The sequence below is a fragment of the Ekhidna sp. genome (assembly GCF_040220215.1).
Taxonomy (GTDB): domain Bacteria; phylum Bacteroidota; class Bacteroidia; order Cytophagales; family Cyclobacteriaceae; genus Ekhidna.
Genome location: NZ_JAVJTR010000016.1, coordinates 723,438 through 739,457, shown reverse-complemented (window position 1 = coordinate 739,457; position 16,020 = coordinate 723,438). Strand labels below are relative to the sequence as shown.

18 protein-coding genes are annotated in these 16,020 nt (G+C 39.7%); 4 read left to right on the top strand and 14 right to left on the bottom strand.

Features of this window, described 5'->3' with window-relative positions:
* Positions 1 to 365 precede the first annotated feature (365 nt).
* The 11 genes from RIC88_RS12100 to RIC88_RS12050 all read right to left on the bottom strand — a co-directional run bounded on the left by RIC88_RS12100 (position 366) and on the right by RIC88_RS12050 (position 11,547).
* Complete coding sequence (locus tag RIC88_RS12100; protein ID WP_350217792.1) at positions 366 to 2,549, bottom strand: AAA family ATPase; 2,184 nt, start codon at positions 2,547 to 2,549, stop codon at positions 366 to 368.
* Positions 2,550 to 3,689 (bottom strand): hypothetical protein, encoded by a 1,140-nt coding sequence (locus RIC88_RS12095; RefSeq protein WP_350217791.1) that lies wholly within the window; start codon positions 3,687 to 3,689, stop codon positions 2,550 to 2,552. It abuts the gene before it with no gap.
* Positions 3,686 to 4,054: a hypothetical protein gene (locus RIC88_RS12090; protein ID WP_350217790.1), complete on the bottom strand. Its 369-nt coding sequence runs from the start codon at positions 4,052 to 4,054 to the stop codon at positions 3,686 to 3,688. Before RIC88_RS12090 ends, RIC88_RS12095 begins: the two co-directional genes overlap by 4 nt.
* Before the next feature lie 7 nt (positions 4,055 to 4,061).
* A complete protein-coding gene (locus RIC88_RS12085; protein WP_350217789.1) occupies positions 4,062 to 6,500 on the bottom strand; it encodes an argonaute/piwi family protein in 2,439 nt (812 codons plus the stop codon).
* A 4-nt stretch (positions 6,501 to 6,504) separates the two neighbouring features.
* Entirely contained in the window at positions 6,505 to 7,437 is a 933-nt protein-coding gene (locus RIC88_RS12080) for a PD-(D/E)XK nuclease family protein (RefSeq protein ID WP_350217788.1), read from the bottom strand.
* Positions 7,434 to 7,781, bottom strand: coding sequence for a helix-turn-helix domain-containing protein (locus tag RIC88_RS12075; RefSeq protein WP_350217787.1), 348 nt, complete (start codon positions 7,779 to 7,781; stop codon positions 7,434 to 7,436). Before RIC88_RS12075 ends, RIC88_RS12080 begins: the two co-directional genes overlap by 4 nt.
* 72 nt (positions 7,782 to 7,853) lie before the next feature.
* On the bottom strand, positions 7,854 to 8,354 hold the full coding sequence (locus RIC88_RS12070) for an HAD family hydrolase (protein ID WP_350217786.1): 501 nt from the start codon (positions 8,352 to 8,354) through the stop codon (positions 7,854 to 7,856).
* Positions 8,354 to 9,343, bottom strand: coding sequence for a DNA-processing protein DprA (locus RIC88_RS12065; RefSeq protein WP_350217785.1), 990 nt, complete (start codon positions 9,341 to 9,343; stop codon positions 8,354 to 8,356). The genes RIC88_RS12070 and RIC88_RS12065 overlap by 1 nt, the downstream gene beginning before the upstream one ends.
* Positions 9,333 to 9,944 (bottom strand): hypothetical protein, encoded by a 612-nt coding sequence (locus RIC88_RS12060; RefSeq protein ID WP_350217784.1) that lies wholly within the window; start codon positions 9,942 to 9,944, stop codon positions 9,333 to 9,335. Before RIC88_RS12060 ends, RIC88_RS12065 begins: the two co-directional genes overlap by 11 nt.
* Positions 9,945 to 10,061: 117 nt before the next feature.
* Positions 10,062 to 10,373: a helix-turn-helix domain-containing protein gene (locus RIC88_RS12055; RefSeq protein ID WP_350217783.1), complete on the bottom strand. Its 312-nt coding sequence runs from the start codon at positions 10,371 to 10,373 to the stop codon at positions 10,062 to 10,064.
* A 292-nt stretch (positions 10,374 to 10,665) separates the two neighbouring features.
* Complete coding sequence (locus RIC88_RS12050; RefSeq protein WP_350217782.1) at positions 10,666 to 11,547, bottom strand: hypothetical protein; 882 nt, start codon at positions 11,545 to 11,547, stop codon at positions 10,666 to 10,668.
* A 208-nt stretch (positions 11,548 to 11,755) separates the two neighbouring features.
* Here RIC88_RS12050 and RIC88_RS12045 point away from each other — a divergent pair, with 208 nt between their 5' ends.
* Positions 11,756 to 12,553, top strand: a complete 798-nt coding sequence (locus RIC88_RS12045; protein WP_350217781.1) for a hypothetical protein — start codon at positions 11,756 to 11,758, stop codon at positions 12,551 to 12,553.
* Here the strand turns inward: RIC88_RS12045 and RIC88_RS12040 are convergent.
* The gene (locus tag RIC88_RS12040) at positions 12,550 to 12,957 is read right to left on the bottom strand and encodes a hypothetical protein (protein ID WP_350217780.1); all 408 of its coding nucleotides are present in this window, start codon (positions 12,955 to 12,957) and stop codon (positions 12,550 to 12,552) included. The genes RIC88_RS12045 and RIC88_RS12040 overlap by 4 nt on opposite strands.
* Before the next feature lie 110 nt (positions 12,958 to 13,067).
* Between RIC88_RS12040 and RIC88_RS12035 the strand changes: the two genes are divergently transcribed.
* Positions 13,068 to 13,298 carry an XRE family transcriptional regulator gene (locus tag RIC88_RS12035; RefSeq protein ID WP_350217779.1) on the top strand — a complete coding sequence of 77 codons (231 nt, stop codon included), beginning with the start codon at positions 13,068 to 13,070 and terminating at the stop codon, positions 13,296 to 13,298.
* 82 nt (positions 13,299 to 13,380) lie between these two features.
* On the opposite strand, the gene RIC88_RS12030 is transcribed toward RIC88_RS12035, so the two are convergent.
* Positions 13,381 to 13,980: a mobile mystery protein B gene (locus tag RIC88_RS12030; protein ID WP_350217778.1), complete on the bottom strand. Its 600-nt coding sequence runs from the start codon at positions 13,978 to 13,980 to the stop codon at positions 13,381 to 13,383.
* Positions 13,965 to 14,426 (bottom strand): mobile mystery protein A, encoded by a 462-nt coding sequence (locus RIC88_RS12025; protein WP_350217777.1) that lies wholly within the window; start codon positions 14,424 to 14,426, stop codon positions 13,965 to 13,967. The genes RIC88_RS12030 and RIC88_RS12025 overlap by 16 nt, the downstream gene beginning before the upstream one ends.
* Positions 14,427 to 14,616: 190 nt before the next feature.
* Between RIC88_RS12025 and RIC88_RS12020 the strand changes: the two genes are divergently transcribed.
* Positions 14,617 to 15,366: an SOS response-associated peptidase family protein gene (locus RIC88_RS12020; RefSeq protein ID WP_350217926.1), complete on the top strand. Its 750-nt coding sequence runs from the start codon at positions 14,617 to 14,619 to the stop codon at positions 15,364 to 15,366.
* A 319-nt stretch (positions 15,367 to 15,685) separates the two neighbouring features.
* Entirely contained in the window at positions 15,686 to 16,003 is a 318-nt protein-coding gene (locus tag RIC88_RS12015; RefSeq protein ID WP_350217776.1) for a hypothetical protein, read from the top strand.
* The last annotated feature ends 17 nt before the right edge of the window (positions 16,004 to 16,020 follow it).

Sequence of the window (16,020 nt, the reverse complement as noted above, 5' to 3'; positions counted from 1 at the left end):
AATCAAACTTCTTGAGAACATGGTAAATAGACCCTAAATACAAATCAGAGATTCGTCGCAATTACACGTTTAATTGGCTAAATTCCTTTTGCCAAAAAATAGCAAAGTAGGAAAAGCCTTTCTGGCAGCATTCAGAAATTTTTGCATTATAGATTAATTGACAATGAAGGTCACAACGAAAGAGGAGTATACGAAAAGGCCACTAATTTGTGTTTGGGATAGATACATCAATGTTTTTTAAGTTGTGTGTCCTTGCACCTTTAATTTCAATTTCGTTTGTCATCTACGCTTTCTTTTTTTGCACAAAGGTCTTTCGGATCACCTGGGAAGGCATGTTCTATCTTGCTGAATCTGACCTTAAGAAATTAATAGTCATCCTCATCAAAATAGTCTAGCTCATCTTCAAAGAGCTCTTCTTCACTTACATCTGATAAATCGAATGAATCTGAATCATCGTTATCCCAGTCGTCTTGCAGATTCTCACTCTCATCCTCCTCAATTTGAGCGATACGGATGAGTTTTGACTTGTTCTTGCGTAGCAATTGATTTATGCCATCTAGGAAACTAGTATCTATCTCTGTTTTCTGTAGTTCTTCGCGATACTTATTTAAATCTGGGAGGCGCTCAATTACAATCCCCTCATTCATAACAAAATTGGAAACACCTGTAAAAGCATCAATATTTCTAAAATCTTCACTAAAAGCGGAAATCAAATTTTCTATGAACAATTTCTTGCTTCGGACAACTTCATCTTCATTTCGATTAATCTTCGGATCGTATATGAAAGCTCTTAAGTAGTAGGATCGAGAAGACGGTGAAATTTCAATTGATTTGTTAATGCAATCCAACGAACCGCCATATTGCTTTTCCTCAAGAAGACACTGGCCCAATAAGCATAGCACCAATGCATTCAGTTTTTTCTCTAGTACCTTGATAAAGATCTTCTTTGCTTCACCATATTTATGATCCAGAAAGTAGATAATACCATATGAAAACTGCTGAACAACATTTACCGGCTGGTTAGGCTCCTGGGAAATAATACCACTAGCAGCACGTAACATGGTGATGTAATCCTGACTCTTTTCAATAAAACTATCAGATGGCAATACACTAAAGGCATTTTTGAAATACTCAGTGCATTCACCCCAATATCCAGCCTTAGCACATGACAATGCATGCATGAGGTAGTAATTACCAAGACTAACAAAACCGCGTCCTCTTCTCATCTCGCTCTCACTTTTGGACGCCTTTAGCCTACTTTCCAATTCATCCCGTTCGAACACGTTCCACATCTCATCAAGCGATCTGTCAACCAGGATATCTCTTTGTTGAATTGGACGGCTTAGAAACAGGCCTGTTAAAGCTCTTACCCGACTCAGGGCAACATAAGTTTGTCCGTTAGCAAAAGCTCCTTCTCCCAAATCCAATACTAAGTCTTCAAATGTCATACCCTGGCTTTTGTGGATCGTAATGGCCCACGCCAACTTTACCGGAAACTGCTTGTAGCTTCCCGTTTTTTCTGTAGCGATACTTTCAGCTTGGCTGTCTAAAATGTATTTTGTACTGTCCCAAATTTCTCTTTCAACCTTGTGAGAAAGTCCATTTTTTAATTGCACCTCAATCTGTGTCTCTTCTAATTTCACCACACGACCCAAAGTGCCATTGACCCATCTACCCTCAGAATCGTTCTTGGTAAACATCACCTGTGCGCCAATCTTGAGAGTAAGCTTATTGTCGGCAGGTGATATTGATTGATCAAAACTTCCACTGACAACAGCTTGGTATGTTTTCGTTTCTCCCGATAGTTGGTCAAGTCTATTTTTATTAAGGTTTTCTGAAGCATCCACCCGAGTAGTTAACGTTATGGCTCGATCAGGAGCACTGGCATTATCAATCACCCTGGCATTGATTTTATCAAGATCATCTCTTTGAAACCTGCCATCCCTTATTTTATCGAGTATTTCAACGAAGCTCATATCACTTTGTCGATATACATTTTTTAACTCGACGCTTACTACGCTTAGTTCTTCGAATGCATGAGCATTAAAAAAATAGGGACCTCCATAGGTCTGCTTGAGATAAGATTTTTCACTCTGCTCCTTAACAATTGGTTCAAGTTGAAATAGGTCTCCAACAAAAACCATTTGCTTCCCTCCGAATGGAAGGTGAGGATTCCCTGAATTAATGCGCAATGAATAGTCAATTGCATCCATTACATCAGCTCGAACCATAGAAACTTCATCAATGATGATGGTGTCTACAGAGCGGATGATCTTCCTCTTTTCAGAACTTACCCAAAATGCCTTGATCCCCTTATCCCGGATTAAAAGCGTTCTGTGCGGGAGCTGAAAGAATGAATGAATAGTAGCACCAGCCACATTCAATGCAGCAATACCAGTTGGGGCGAGTACGATAACGTTCTTTTCTGTTTCATCGACTATTCTTTTGAGCAACGTAGATTTACCCGTTCCTGCTCTTCCTGTGATGAACACTGAATTACTTGTATCTCGAACAAATTCGAAAGCGATATTTTCATTCGAATCAACCAACTACAGATTCTTTTTAAGTTCTTTCATAATCCTCTCTTCAGTATCCACAAAACCCATTGGACTACGCCAAAAGCTTTTCCAAGCTTCATTTAGAGTCTTGATGATTATGGCATCTTGATTTTCCGAAGCCAGCGTGCAGCCCAACCCCTTAACACCTTCCAAAGCATACTCGGCAGATTTTTTAAGAAAACTGTCAGGCAATGCAATATGATATTCCGGCTCTGGTGCAGCACCTATAACCTGAATAAACTCTTCCCACTTAATAGAAATTTTCTTTCGCTCCTCATTGAACCCGATCAAATCAAGCCCATAAAACATCGCCTGCATCCTTGCACCGGCCGGCGGGTGTGAGGATTTTTGAAGTAAGGGGATTTTGAACAAGTTCCAATCCATCTTCGCACACATATGTAAGTTGCTCCAGACATAAGCTGGCCCAAGGGTAAGCGTTGCAAACAAGTCACAAAAAAGCTCCTCAGACCATTTATCAATCCAACTATCACGCCACACGTAATAGGTTCTTAAAAATTCAGAATTATCAAACTGGTTTTTTTGCAACCGTCCAATTTCCACATTGAAGTGCCTTTTTACATCTCGATTTAACTTGCCACGACTTGATTTTATAACCTCAGTTTTAGGGTTATCTACGGAAATCAGCGGGTGACAAATTTCATGATACAGGTCTGGTAGGTGTAGCAAAAAATCACTCTCCAACAAAGGCATACAAACCAAATTGTAATACGGCAATATCCGATAGTAATGTTGCGAAAGACAAGACACAACAGGGGTTTGTGTAGGGTACTCGATTTCTGAACATATCTCTCTCATGAGCTTGTTCGCAAAATCATCGTCGTCATGTCTTCTGCTAATGGCGGCAACGATAACGTTCTCCAAAACATGAAGCTTACTAAGAATGGCTTTAAACTTGCTAAACTTTCGTCTTAAATTGGCTGGCTTAGAATAATCCTGATCATGTAGTAATCCTACTAAATCCTGAATAGTGGACTCAATTTCTAAGGTCGCTTTAGAAACTAAAGATTCAAAATAAAGACTCGACTTCTTGGCACTTGGAAATTTGCTCTTCAGAACCCTCGATTTCTGAATATTCTCCATGATGGCACCATCTATGTAGTCCACCATCATACTTCCTTCATTTTAGCCAATGCATCTGTATATTCATTGTCGAGTGCATCAATTACATGATTGAGGTTTTTTGCCAAAGCCTCATACTTTTCCTTATTCAAATCTTCACTTAATGCCTGATAAAACTTAGGTGGCGATAATCTCCTTTTACGCAATTCACTTTCAATTATGATGCTTAAAGTTTGAATTCGAGTATCAATAATATCTTCATCCTGAAGGCTCACAATTAGCGTTTCAATCTCTTGGCGCTTTTCAGTAGGCAAGACCTCTGAGTTTTCTTGTATGGCAATCACAAAATCATTGATCAACCCAAGATATTTACTTGTTAAATAATAGATATTGGCATTCAATCCTGAATCACTCATTTGACTATTAGTTATTTACGGTTTTTAAAAGATCATATTTTTGTTCATCGTATTTGCTGCCCATTAGATTAATTCTCCGATCAGTCATACTAATTGTGATAGGATTTCGGGCGCAGTCATCTGGCTTGGTGTACGTGAGACATGACAAGCGATATATGTCCTCCATTATGTGTTCAAAGGACATTGCTCCCTCAAAGTATTTTACAAATAAAGGTTTTGAGGTACCATTGCGTCTAAACTCCTTCCCTGTCGTGCATACATAACCCTCGTTAGAGTTCATTATCACATACGTTCCAACTGATGGGTTCTTAACCTTATGATTATCCTTAAAGGTTGCCAATACGTCGTATTCCTCTTGGACTTCAAATATTCTGAAGGATATTTTCGAGCTCTTTGGGATTTCAACAATACTAACCTCAAGGCTCTCGGCCAGTAATCCTTCACCTTTTAGGTGCCTGATTGCTTCACTGATCCCATCTACCTCGCTCCTGAAAATTCGCCCATCCCTGTGGAAAGTAATATTTTTCAATTCTTCGGTTGCATCCTCAGCGAACGTTTTTATATGCTGCACAAGAATTCGATGGACCTGATCCTTCGTAAGCTTTTCCTTGTTCTGTGATTTATCCCAAGTGGTCAGAATATTTTTCGAATGCTTATCGATGAAAGTAAAACCTGCAACATGTTCCTTAACATCAATCCCAATGACCAAATCCGCATGCAATGGCTCAGCCAGTATGAAAGGCCATCTTTCATTGTTTAGAAGTACCTGGTTTAATGCCACACCAAATAGGTATCTCTCATACAGCCTTTTAAACTTATTATCGCGATCATGCTTAATGAAATACTCCGCCTCACCATTTACGTCCCGATGGCTAAAGCACATCTCCAAAGTCTTGGTGTGCATAATACTTGCCATCACGTTGTATTCATTTAGTGCTTCCGAAACGACCAATGCAGCAGTTTCATCATGCATCCGTTTATCTCTCTGCATGTGACTAGGCAAAATCACAACTGCATATGAACGGTTATTCATTGAAATGTTCTTTCCTAGGGCATTGATGATTTCAAAGCCTATCTCTAAAGCATTTTGTTCGTTCCTATCATCGTACGGGACCACAATCGGCTTCCAGCCAGTATCGGTAGGATGCATTTGGTCAACAACCGCCGACAGGTCTCTTAAAAAGTAAGTTTCATTGGCGAAGCTGTTATAAATAGACTCTGGAATTACAATGTACTGACGCTCAAAGATGCCATTGGTAAAAACGCCCACATTGTCAGTCGTTAACAGTCTCTTCCTATGCTCACCAATCTCCCTCTTTTTTACCTCTATATTCGCTCTCTCTGTATGCTCACATCCCAGAATTACATCATTATTGAATTCAAGGTCAGGCATTTTGAAGACATCTAACTCAAGCGTTACTGGTTCCAAATCGAATTTTATTGGAGTAGTTCCAAACTTCAGTTTGCCAAAGTATTTTTTTACTGCCATACGGCTTAGACGCCTCCGCTTGAATGGTGCAATAATCGAGTTCCGGTGAAGCTTCTTGACCTCATAATCTTCCGTATCAAAAGTCACATAGCACATGGCAGCTGGAGCACCCTTAGATTGCATGTCACCATTTCTATTTCTGTAAACCAGTACTGATGCACTATCTGGAAGCTTGGCCAAATGAGGGGGCATCGTACCATTGTAGACCTGCTTAATATCCTCAAGCAGAGTCAGGCTAGTGGTATCTGACGGTCTCTTAAATTTATACTTAGAAATATCAACAGGACTGAGCTCATCAGGTCTAATTTCAAACCAGGTTTTACCATATTTATAGATGAGTTTCTTCTTTTGACGCTTCAGACGATTGAATTCATCTAATGAAAGTCGAGCCCGCAACGATCTCTTGGCAAGATACTTTTTTGTAATGTCTACAGCTACGCCGTATCCACCGCCTGGAAGCTCTACAATTCGTGCATAAAACCCATTGTAAATAACCACCTTGTCACCATCTTTACTGTGATCCTCCTTACTGAAAAATGCATCCCCCGTACGTGGCTGCCACAGTCTATCGTCTTTCCTGATTTCCCCTGAAAGGTCAAATTGTAAGAATCTTAAAATAATCTGTTTTTCAGATTCATCGGTTGACTCGAAATCAATATATCTAGTCTCTTCGATATCCTTGAAGTACGCAAATTCGCCCCGCTTCGCCTCGAATCCTTCGCTTGGTATTGCACCTATAGCTTCAGCTTCATCTTTGACTACCAAATAGGGCTTACCATCTCTATGAATGACAATAACAGGATGTCTCAATGAAAAAGACAGTTTCTTGGTGATGTATTGAATATTTGCGTCATATTCATCGCCGGTACTCCTCAGTCCCACAATTTCAAATAGACGGTAGTTGGCGGATAATGAACCTAAATTGTTGATCGGAAATACGTTTGTCTCTTTTCTCATACTCCTATTGTTTACAAATTGATTTGAACTGACATTTCTCACACGATGATGGGTTATGAGCCGTTGGAAAATCCTCTGACGAACACTCATCATATTTCTTATTGGCACCAACTCGGTACATTGCCATCAGGCCACTAGCAATTTCGTTTTCAGTTTCATTAATGTCCTCTTCAGATATGGTGTAATCTCGAACCTCATCGATTAACAACTGAAATTCTGTGAGACGATAATCCAAAACGGTAAACGCCGATAAATTGCTTGGGAAGTCCTTGTGCGGCTTGATCTCATTTGCTTTGTTTAAAGCAAAAGCATAGGAAAGGAGTTGGTCTTGATATGTCTTGGTTGCAAAGGTGTGAACCTTCCAATCAAAAATATGAGGAGGCTCATCTTCAAAAAAGACAATTAAATCTGGACGACCCTTGGCTCTGAACCTGCTAAATGGATATTGAATATCCCGCTGTGTGAGCCATTGTGATGCAGATCGTAAATAGTCAATAAGATCTGTTTTATCTAAAAAATTCTTGAGCGACTGATGAATATCCATCCGAGCTCTGTCTAAAGTTTCCTGGTCGATGCCTCGATCATTATCCAGATCAATTAGGGCTGAATAATATTCATACTCCGATAGAACCAAGTTCTCCTCTCTATACTTCTTCTTCAAAGCAAAATCATACTGCTCTTCAAAAACCCTATCAGCCCTCCACAAAAGGTTATCTTCATCCAACCCTTCGTCTTTCCGGATCTTATTAATTATGGTCTGGCTTATAACCTGATCTACAATGTCTCCTCGCCAAGCATCTATCGTCTTTAGCTTTGATAGTATCGTAACTTCTTTTCTGAACGGCTCTTTGGCCGCCTGATGCGCTACAATATTGCTATAGTACCATTGACGGTTGCATTTCTTAAATTGGCGATATCCAGAGTATGACCAGTTCACTTTCTGTTTCTAATGAATTTTAGATATTGAAGGAGTTCGATTTCTTCATCGCTTGAAATCTCACCAAGCTTATTGCTCACTTCTGCGCTTTTTGATCTTTCAGAGGACGTGTCTCCTCCATTTGGTATCGGATAGCCCACTTTCCCCATGAGGGTCTCGTAGGGCACCTCATAAGCCTCAGAGAGTTTGTATAAATTATTTGGAGAGGGTTGTTTAACCTTTCCGGATTCTAATTGACTTAAATAGGCATTGGATATATCCGTGATTTTTTCAACATTCCTCAGCGTTAATCCCTTGGATTCTCGTAGTGCTTTGAAATATTGACCATATTCAGTAGTGCTCATTATTTGTTGGTTTGCTTGAAATCTCAAGCAAATATAAGAAGCGTTGCTAAATATACCAAGCAAGCCACCGAATTACTCCAAAGATTGCAAAAAAGGCCTTAACTCTTCTACTGTATTTAGAATGTGGTCAGCCTTTGCTTCAACCAATGTTTTAACATCAACGGCACCCCACAGGCAAGCTACGGATCTAATTCCGGCTTTTTGAGAGGCTACAATATCCTTCACATCATCACCAAAAGAAATGCATTCATCAGGATCTAAGCCATAACGCTCAAGCGTATAGCTAAAAGGTTGAGGGTGCGGTTTGTGGTTAGCCGTGTCGTGATATGCTGTGAGGCCTTGATGAGGAATATTCCATGCCGAGCACACTCTCTGTGCATAGCTTCCTGGGCTAGAAGTTATAATGTATATAGGATGTTTATTGTTTACATCGATTAGGGTATCTATCAAATCATCATATGGATCAAAATTTGGGATTTGAGCATACACCTTTGCCCACTGTCGTCCCGTCCTTAACTGCCTCGCTTTTTCTGAATTGATCAGTGTGTTGTCCAAGTCAAAAAGCAAATTCATTAAAATTTCAAGTTATACTGGCCCTTACTATCCGTATTACCATCGGATTTTTTTTGGCTAATGGCTTCAACTTGGTGAGCCATCCTGTTTCTAATCATTCTAGCTGCGTTCAAAATGTCCTCTTCGCTTGACAAGCGAATTGCTTTCTCTTCACTTATCAGAAGCTGATTTCCTTTGGTTTGAGTATTATCGTGATATCCTTGTTTTTGAGAATTGTAGTAGGCAAATAGCAAACGGTTATAATCCAGTGTAAATCCGACCGTGTGCATCGTTCCGCCCTTTACATCAGTTTCAACAACAACTGTGGCCATTGATAAACCAGCCTGAATTCTATCCCGCTCTACAAATGCACTTCTTCCAGTTCTTGAACCAAATGCATATTCACTGACCAACACCCCATTATGAGATAATATCCTTTCTGCTAAGGGTCGATTATCCTTAGGGTATATTTTATCAAGAGGCTGCGCTAAGACGGCCGTTGTATATCCAGAGCCAGCTAAAGCCCCTTCGTGACCTGCTGTATCGCATCCAATAGCCAGTCCGCTTACGACGTTGAAATCCTCCTCGGCAAACCTTGTACCTAGTCTTTTTCCTATTTCCAACCCATGAGGAGTAGGCTTTCGAGTACCAATAATAGCAACACCCCTCTTTTCATTCAAAAGATCAATATTCCCTTTGTAGTAAAGAACCAATGGAGGGTCTGTTGTTTGTTTCAAGGAAGATGGATAGTCATCATCAATAATCGTTGTCCATCTAATACCGTGGTCATCGGATTGTTCCAAAATTTGATCCCTTCGATCCTCAGCCTCTACTATCCAATTGTAAGAGAATTCCTTTGTTCTTAACTTTTCCTTATTACGGTTTATTAGCTCCTCCAAATCCACAGCTTCAGGATCGGTCACATTACTTACCAACTCCCATGCTGTTTTTCTTCCAATACCTCGAATATTCAACAAGGCTATGATCCAACTTGACCCTTTATAACTCATCATCTAATTCCGGAACCTCAATATCATCATTTTTTGTTAAGTCTGATCCTTCAGTAAGCCCTAGTGAAAACCCGTATATTCTCCCTGAAAACCCAGCTTCCAATAGCGTCTCCTGGACAGCCAACAGACTTGTCCCAGACGTTTTAATATCATCAATTATCAACACATTATCTGCATAATCTTGGAATTCTTCATCCGCTAAATAATAATTGTCTTCCATTGCCGCCTGCCTTTCTTCAATGCCCACAGTAAAAGACAGTTTCTTATTAGCTCTCTTCTTTCCAAGCACTTTTGGTTCATATAAAGAACCCTTAACATCAGCAATTATTTCTCCTATTTGATCTAAAGGCTTGTCTTCCGTGACTTCTAATTCATCATGACCCAACACTCTTACAATTAATCCAAAACGTATTGTATCATAAATTTCATTGATAAAATCATGCTCAACCCAATCAATCCAAAATTGGATCGCCTCCTCTTCACCATTCTTAAAATCTAGCAACTTGGCAGAATAGAATTCATCCCTTGACTTGGGGAAATAATAGCACAAATGCCAAAAGGCCCGAAAGTTTTCTAGGTGGTTGGCTTCTAAAAAAATCATATGTGGTTAAATTGGTGTAAACCAGCAAAAGATACTAATATTTTACTAAACGTTACGTACAATAGATTGATCGTAGTCAACAATTAGATCGATTATTAATAAGGATGATTCTCTAGCCTAGAGGATATCAAAGGCACCATTCTTAATATGAGTTAGTAATCTGCCTTCACAATATTCATCCAGCATATCCAAATTTACTCCTTCATATATACTCATAACGGGAACTTCCAGGATACATGCAAGAATGGGTATTTGAGCGGCCGAAAGCTTATTCATACATTTTTCATATTTTATAACCTGCTGATAACTTACTCCAAGGATTGAGCCTAAATACTCAGCGCTGAAATCCACATGGTCTCTTTGCATTCTTATATTGTTACCAATAATCCTATCAATTTCTGAAACTCCTTTTTTTGCGTTTCCTGACATTCAATCCTCTTTACTGTAAAATTTTGGCCGATGGTGGCCGGATGCTGCAAAGACCCTGCAAGAGCGAAGGTGTAGGTATTTAGGCGTTTGCCCTGGACATTTCCTTACCATCCGGCCGAAACCGGAGGATCATCTTTGATGTCACAAAAGGCGAAGAAATACCGAACAGTTTCGGGCACCCTTGCTAAAGAGGTTTGCAGTCCCCACACGTGGGATTTACCACGATGCTCAAAAAACAAAGCATATTAGCTACGTAAATTCAAGAAGTAATAATGAGTTACTAAAAACCCTACTAATACGTCCTGATCGATGGCTTCGGGTTAAAAACAGATAAGATCTCATAAGCCTGAATTTGCAATTCTTCTTGCACAGCTTTGGCATTGGGTCGTTGACAAAATACTGAATTCGATGTTTTGTTTAACACCAAACCTGCACTTGAGGTAAACGAAAAGTAGGTGTTTACCGAAAAGACACCTAAAACCCGTGGGCAATGTGGCAGCGTTGAGTCAAAAACTTCCTGCAAAATCGTATCATGATTTTGTAGAGCAGTGTGATAGGCTTGATGGTAAGCAGTTGGATCAGTGGGAAACGTATCGTCATCAAATTCAAGATAATCATCTAAAGCAATCCCAAAAACTCCATAGGTTTGACGGTTTTGTAGAGAGCGTTGAAACTCACGTAGGAATTTATCTACCTTATCTCTTGTAAGACCATTAGGATGCTTGCATTGAACCTCCAAGTTCTTATAGAAAATATCATTACCATCAGTATTCTGAGGAAGTGTTGCCTCAACTCCATATTCATTAAGGTATGCTGCCGAGTAAACCTCAAATTCAAAGTCTTTAAAATTGTGATCATGTCCTACATCAGGAACTCCATAAGCGTAACTGCCAGTATTCATGGCCGATAGCTGAACTCCAAACTCTTTCCGCTTCATCCAGAGCATGCGCAGGGCATCGGATAAGGAGTACAGCACCAATATCGGCTTTAATGTGGTATTAAACACCGGAGCATCCGCCGGAAGAGTAACGTAGGCCTCAGAGTCATCAATCAGTTTCTGAAGTCCTGAATCTGAAATCAAATTGACCCCTCTTTTCTTGATTTGGTATTTTAGAAATTCAAGGTCTGCATTTATTAATACATCATTATAAAACTTAATATCTGACTTCTTCATATCAACCGTTTACATAACAGCAATTTAAAATCTAAATCCCTTAGGTCAATTCAAAGAAAATCAAAAAGAGCCGTTATTTGATAAACTCCACAGATATCACCTCTACTAGCCATCTGAAAAATTCCTAAACCATTCTTTTCCTTAACTGAATTTTTACCAATCTATGGCAGAATAATAGGGACGATATGACAACTATCAGTAGTGGGCTATGGATCAAGTTACTGAAGAACAAAGAAGAAAAGAGCATTTTCATAACCATGCACTAAAAGGTGACTTGGAAGAAATTGGAGCGATTCCACTTGCTCATGATCAAGCAGAAAACAATCCGCACAATGAAAAATCTGAGCGTAAGAAGAATGAACGCTATGCGGAGCTGCTGCATACAATTACGCAAGCACAAGAAGCCTACGATGCCTTGATGGAACGATTGAATGCAGAGCTCAACGCTTTACGAACTGTCATCAAAGAGCTTGAAACTGAAATGGAACAAAATAGAGATGAATGGGACTTAAACTCAGAAATCCTAAATGATATCGATGATGTGTTCTGCAACTTTGAAGATGGCGGAAATATGGACAGGGACGCGGCTTATGCTGCATTCCAAAAAGCAGGAATCGAAGTTTCTCATGATGCCACAGATGTAGAAGTAATCGCGCATTTACATGACGTTAGGGAAAAAACAATCCAGAAGGTAGACGATCTCGATACGGCCTTCCTCATTATGGAGGCAGACCATAAGAATTTCCGAGCAAGGGAAGATCAAGTACTTGCCACAAAACAACAATTAGAAATAATCGGAAAAGACAGCTCTCTTTCTGATGAAGCTAAGGTCACAGCAATTCGGGCACTAGATCAAGAAGTAGGGAGCAAGACCCTTCACCGATCAGCAACGATTGTTAATGATGAAGAAGTTGCGGCTAAAGCGGATGAAGTTATCGAAGAAAACAAAATTGACCAACATGCAAAGACAACAATAAGCGTATCAAATTTCCCTGGACTAAATTAATTTGGGTATTCTTTCTTAAATCGTCTCTGGATATGCGGCAGTAACGCGTAAAATTCATTTGCGTCAAATGAACCATTCATATCATTTTCAATAAAATAGTCGAACCCTGTTCCTGGCTTATTATGGTACTTCTGAAAGAACTTATGTGGCACCTGAAGAGAATCAAGTTTGCTGCTGAGGACAGCCACGACTCTATCATACAGCTCTCGCTCATGAGTTCCTCTCAAAACAGCGATTGTTACAACATCATGTTTTTGCGAGTAATCCCCAGCTTGACGAAAGATGGTTTGCTCTGAATTCTCATCATACATGTTTTCGATTTCAGCTTGTGCAAGAGACACATTTGAAAGAAAAATGCTGACTAATGAAATCAGATATAAAAGCGTTATTTGGAAATTTTTCATAACAGATGAATCTTAGTGCGTCATTTATGACGTAAATATACTGAATCATAGTCATTAGTACGTCATGCATGACGTAATATTTGACTTATAAATTCCAGACTTTGTCGGTCATGGATGACGTAAAAAAAGATGATCGAATACTGGCAATTGCCAAGCGTATAAAAGACTTAAGAATTGAAAATGGATATACCAGCTATGAAAAGTTTGCCATCAAACACGACTTTCAAGGAAAGCAATATTGGAGACTGGAAGAGGGACACGACTTCAAGGTTAGTACCCTCTTACGTATTGTTGATGCTCACAATCTTTCCCTCGAAGATTTTTTTAAGGGTGTGAAATAAATTGCTAATTGTTTCTGTTGCAACGAACGAAACTTTATATGCTACCGGCGAGCTCAGAAGGGCTCGGATGCAATCCTATTGCCTAAGATCGAACAAAGGCGAGCAGAGGATCGTAATCGTGTTGATCCGCCGCCCGTAAAGCAGCTATATATATTTGGCGTATCTCTCCATCCTTATATAAATCTCCATCCCCCCAACTAAAGGGCTCTTGACCTAGGACATCAACAAGTAGTGTATCAGCAGCAAGCCTTGAGTGACGTCCATTACCATTGGGGAATATATGTATCCATACCAGTTTGTGATGAAACCTCGCGGCAATTTCATCAGGAGGATAGGTTTCATTCGCAACCCAGTATTGGACATCACCCAATAATTGAGCTAGTTCAATTCGAATTCTTGGATAATCAACACCAATATTTCTGTCACTCAATCGCGTATTGCCAGCCCACCTCCAAACCTTATCAAACATCTTTTCATGAAGCTTGAAGACAAACTCTTCGCTAATGACATCCTTTTTGTTACGCCTTCTTTCTAGCCAGGTGTAAGCTTGATTAATGTTGTCCTGTTCCCACCGGTTTAATTCAGCCTTCGTCTGAATGTGGGATAGAAGTAACCCCTCAATCTCATCAGGATCAAGAGGGGTTGCTCCTTCTGGCTCAGAAAAGATTAATTGGTCGTCCATAGTTCTTTTTCTTCCTCTAATAAAATCCGATCAACCATATCTTCCAGCGCCGCTTTTTTATCTTCATCGCTAAGGCCTTGCTGTTCCAAGCTCATTGTACGATCCAAGCGACCCATGCGCTGCATAGCTATTTTCATGGCTTGCTCACGAACCATGGTTTCCAAGCTTTCCTTACTGATGAATCCATAGACGAATTTCATCCCCAATCCTTCTGCCACATTTTCCATTGTGGAGAGTTTTAGGTTTCCATCCGGCTCAGCCTTTTCTAACTGAATAACGCGAGGCTGAGAGATACCCATCCTCTGAGCAAGTTGACTTTGGGTCATACCTAAAGCTTCGCGAATGACTTTAATCCAGCTCTTACGTGATGGAAATGACGACAGGTTTGTTCCTGACAATTGCTTATCAAGCTGCTCACGTATCAATTTCTTTTCCCAGTATTTCATTTTAATAAGCTTTAGGTTATAAAATTAATATTAACTTATAATATATATATTATAAATATACAATTAAATAATAAGTTAAGTCTTATATTAAATATCGACGCATTTCAAGAAAAACCTTATTAAGAACTATCAAGAGCCTTTCTTAATTAGAATTACTAAAATTATTAGTATTTTCACTTTTATGTAGCGAATAGGATTAGCACTTAATGAACAGGCGATTAAAGACCATTTCCTGAATTGGATTGGAAGTATGAATTCTTTAAGGCCGGTCAATAAGTTCTATAATGCAAATCCTTTTTCTTCCCTACCAGTAATAGCGGGCTTTCCAGGTGCAAAACTTAAGTATATGCGCTGGGGCCTCGTCCCAGAATGGTGGAGCTCTAGTAACCTTCCACAGAACACTGCAACCGCCACTACCAACAAAATTCTTCAGAAAAGAGCGCTACGCAAACCGATTAGAACACAGCGTTGCATAGTCCCGGCAAGCTATTACCTGACTTGGCATGATGATGCGCCATTTCTTTGTTTCCTTGAGGAAACACACTTATTCGGTCTTGCGGCTGTTTTTGATTGCTTCAAACCAAATAAGTATGATCTGCCTTTGACTTCTTCCTGCGTTCTTATGGCTCCTGCAGACCAACGTATGCAGCCCATGGGCAAAGAGATGCCCTTGATCTTGTCACCAGAATCTTACAGGAGTTGGCTAAGCAATGAAACGTCGATAGATGAAGTTGCGAAAATCATGAATTCCAACTTCGGCTTACGAAATGCATATCCAATTGCTTCCAAAGCCTACGACTCCAGCTTTAATAGCAAAGAGGTTTACAAACCTATAGGCCATCGCCTCCACAGGAAATTCAAAAGAGTTCCTGCCAAAACAGAAATAGATCGTCGAGGTAGAGAAAAAGTTATTGAATGGAAGAATGTTTATGTCGATTAATACTCTTGTGTGTAGTTAAGCAATAATACTTGTCTTCCCTACCAGTTAATCTAAAGATGACATAGGCAAGGGACATCCCTTTTCTGACGTAATTCCCCCGCATGAATTATCCATTGTGTGGTGTCCCTGCCACTATTTCTGGTTGTACAGAATCCCCGCAAATCATAAGCTTTTCAGCCAAATATTAATTGGCTTCACAACTTATGCGATAATTTTTTCTTGACATATCTCAAAGTTTTGTCATATCATATAAGAACAACGGGGGAGATTTCTAACGCCCCCATTTCAAAAAACTATCTATAAAAACAGGGGAAGTGTAATGAGTAATAGTCAACTCTTTTACCGAGAAATGGTGGATAGAATGTCTAACCGCCTTTTTCAAAATCCAGACCAAATGGATCAGATCGATGAAGTCATCAATCAGCACCACGAAGACACCACGGTTTATACAATTTGTGCTAAAGCCGCTAATGTCTTGGACATTGTTAAAGAGCTAAGCAATGACGATCATATTGATTGGGACAATGCAGTCGATGAATATGCTGATGATGTAATTGAGCATCTTCTAGAGGGACAAAAACTAGATACCTTGGATATGATCACCATGGCTTCACGTAGCGGCCAAAGTGTTCGATAATCCATCTCTCTAAATCT

Coding starts and splice junctions, on each gene's coding strand:
- RIC88_RS12095 (WP_350217791.1), bottom strand. CDS start 3,689: ATGATGGTGGACTACATAGATGGTGCCATCATGGAGAATATTCAGAAA.
- RIC88_RS12090 (WP_350217790.1), bottom strand. CDS start 4,054: ATGAGTGATTCAGGATTGAATGCCAATATCTATTATTTAACAAGTAAA.
- RIC88_RS12085 (WP_350217789.1), bottom strand. CDS start 6,500: ATGAGAAAAGAGACAAACGTATTTCCGATCAACAATTTAGGTTCATTA.
- RIC88_RS12075 (WP_350217787.1), bottom strand. CDS start 7,781: ATGAGCACTACTGAATATGGTCAATATTTCAAAGCACTACGAGAATCC.
- RIC88_RS12070 (WP_350217786.1), bottom strand. CDS start 8,354: ATGAATTTGCTTTTTGACTTGGACAACACACTGATCAATTCAGAAAAA.
- RIC88_RS12065 (WP_350217785.1), bottom strand. CDS start 9,343: ATGAGTTATAAAGGGTCAAGTTGGATCATAGCCTTGTTGAATATTCGA.
- RIC88_RS12060 (WP_350217784.1), bottom strand. CDS start 9,944: ATGATTTTTTTAGAAGCCAACCACCTAGAAAACTTTCGGGCCTTTTGG.
- RIC88_RS12055 (WP_350217783.1), bottom strand. CDS start 10,373: ATGTCAGGAAACGCAAAAAAAGGAGTTTCAGAAATTGATAGGATTATT.
- RIC88_RS12050 (WP_350217782.1), bottom strand. CDS start 11,547: ATGAAGAAGTCAGATATTAAGTTTTATAATGATGTATTAATAAATGCA.
- RIC88_RS12045 (WP_350217781.1), top strand. CDS start 11,756: ATGGATCAAGTTACTGAAGAACAAAGAAGAAAAGAGCATTTTCATAAC.
- RIC88_RS12040 (WP_350217780.1), bottom strand. CDS start 12,957: ATGAAAAATTTCCAAATAACGCTTTTATATCTGATTTCATTAGTCAGC.
- RIC88_RS12035 (WP_350217779.1), top strand. CDS start 13,068: ATGGATGACGTAAAAAAAGATGATCGAATACTGGCAATTGCCAAGCGT.
- RIC88_RS12030 (WP_350217778.1), bottom strand. CDS start 13,980: ATGGACGACCAATTAATCTTTTCTGAGCCAGAAGGAGCAACCCCTCTT.
- RIC88_RS12025 (WP_350217777.1), bottom strand. CDS start 14,426: ATGAAATACTGGGAAAAGAAATTGATACGTGAGCAGCTTGATAAGCAA.
- RIC88_RS12015 (WP_350217776.1), top strand. CDS start 15,686: ATGAGTAATAGTCAACTCTTTTACCGAGAAATGGTGGATAGAATGTCT.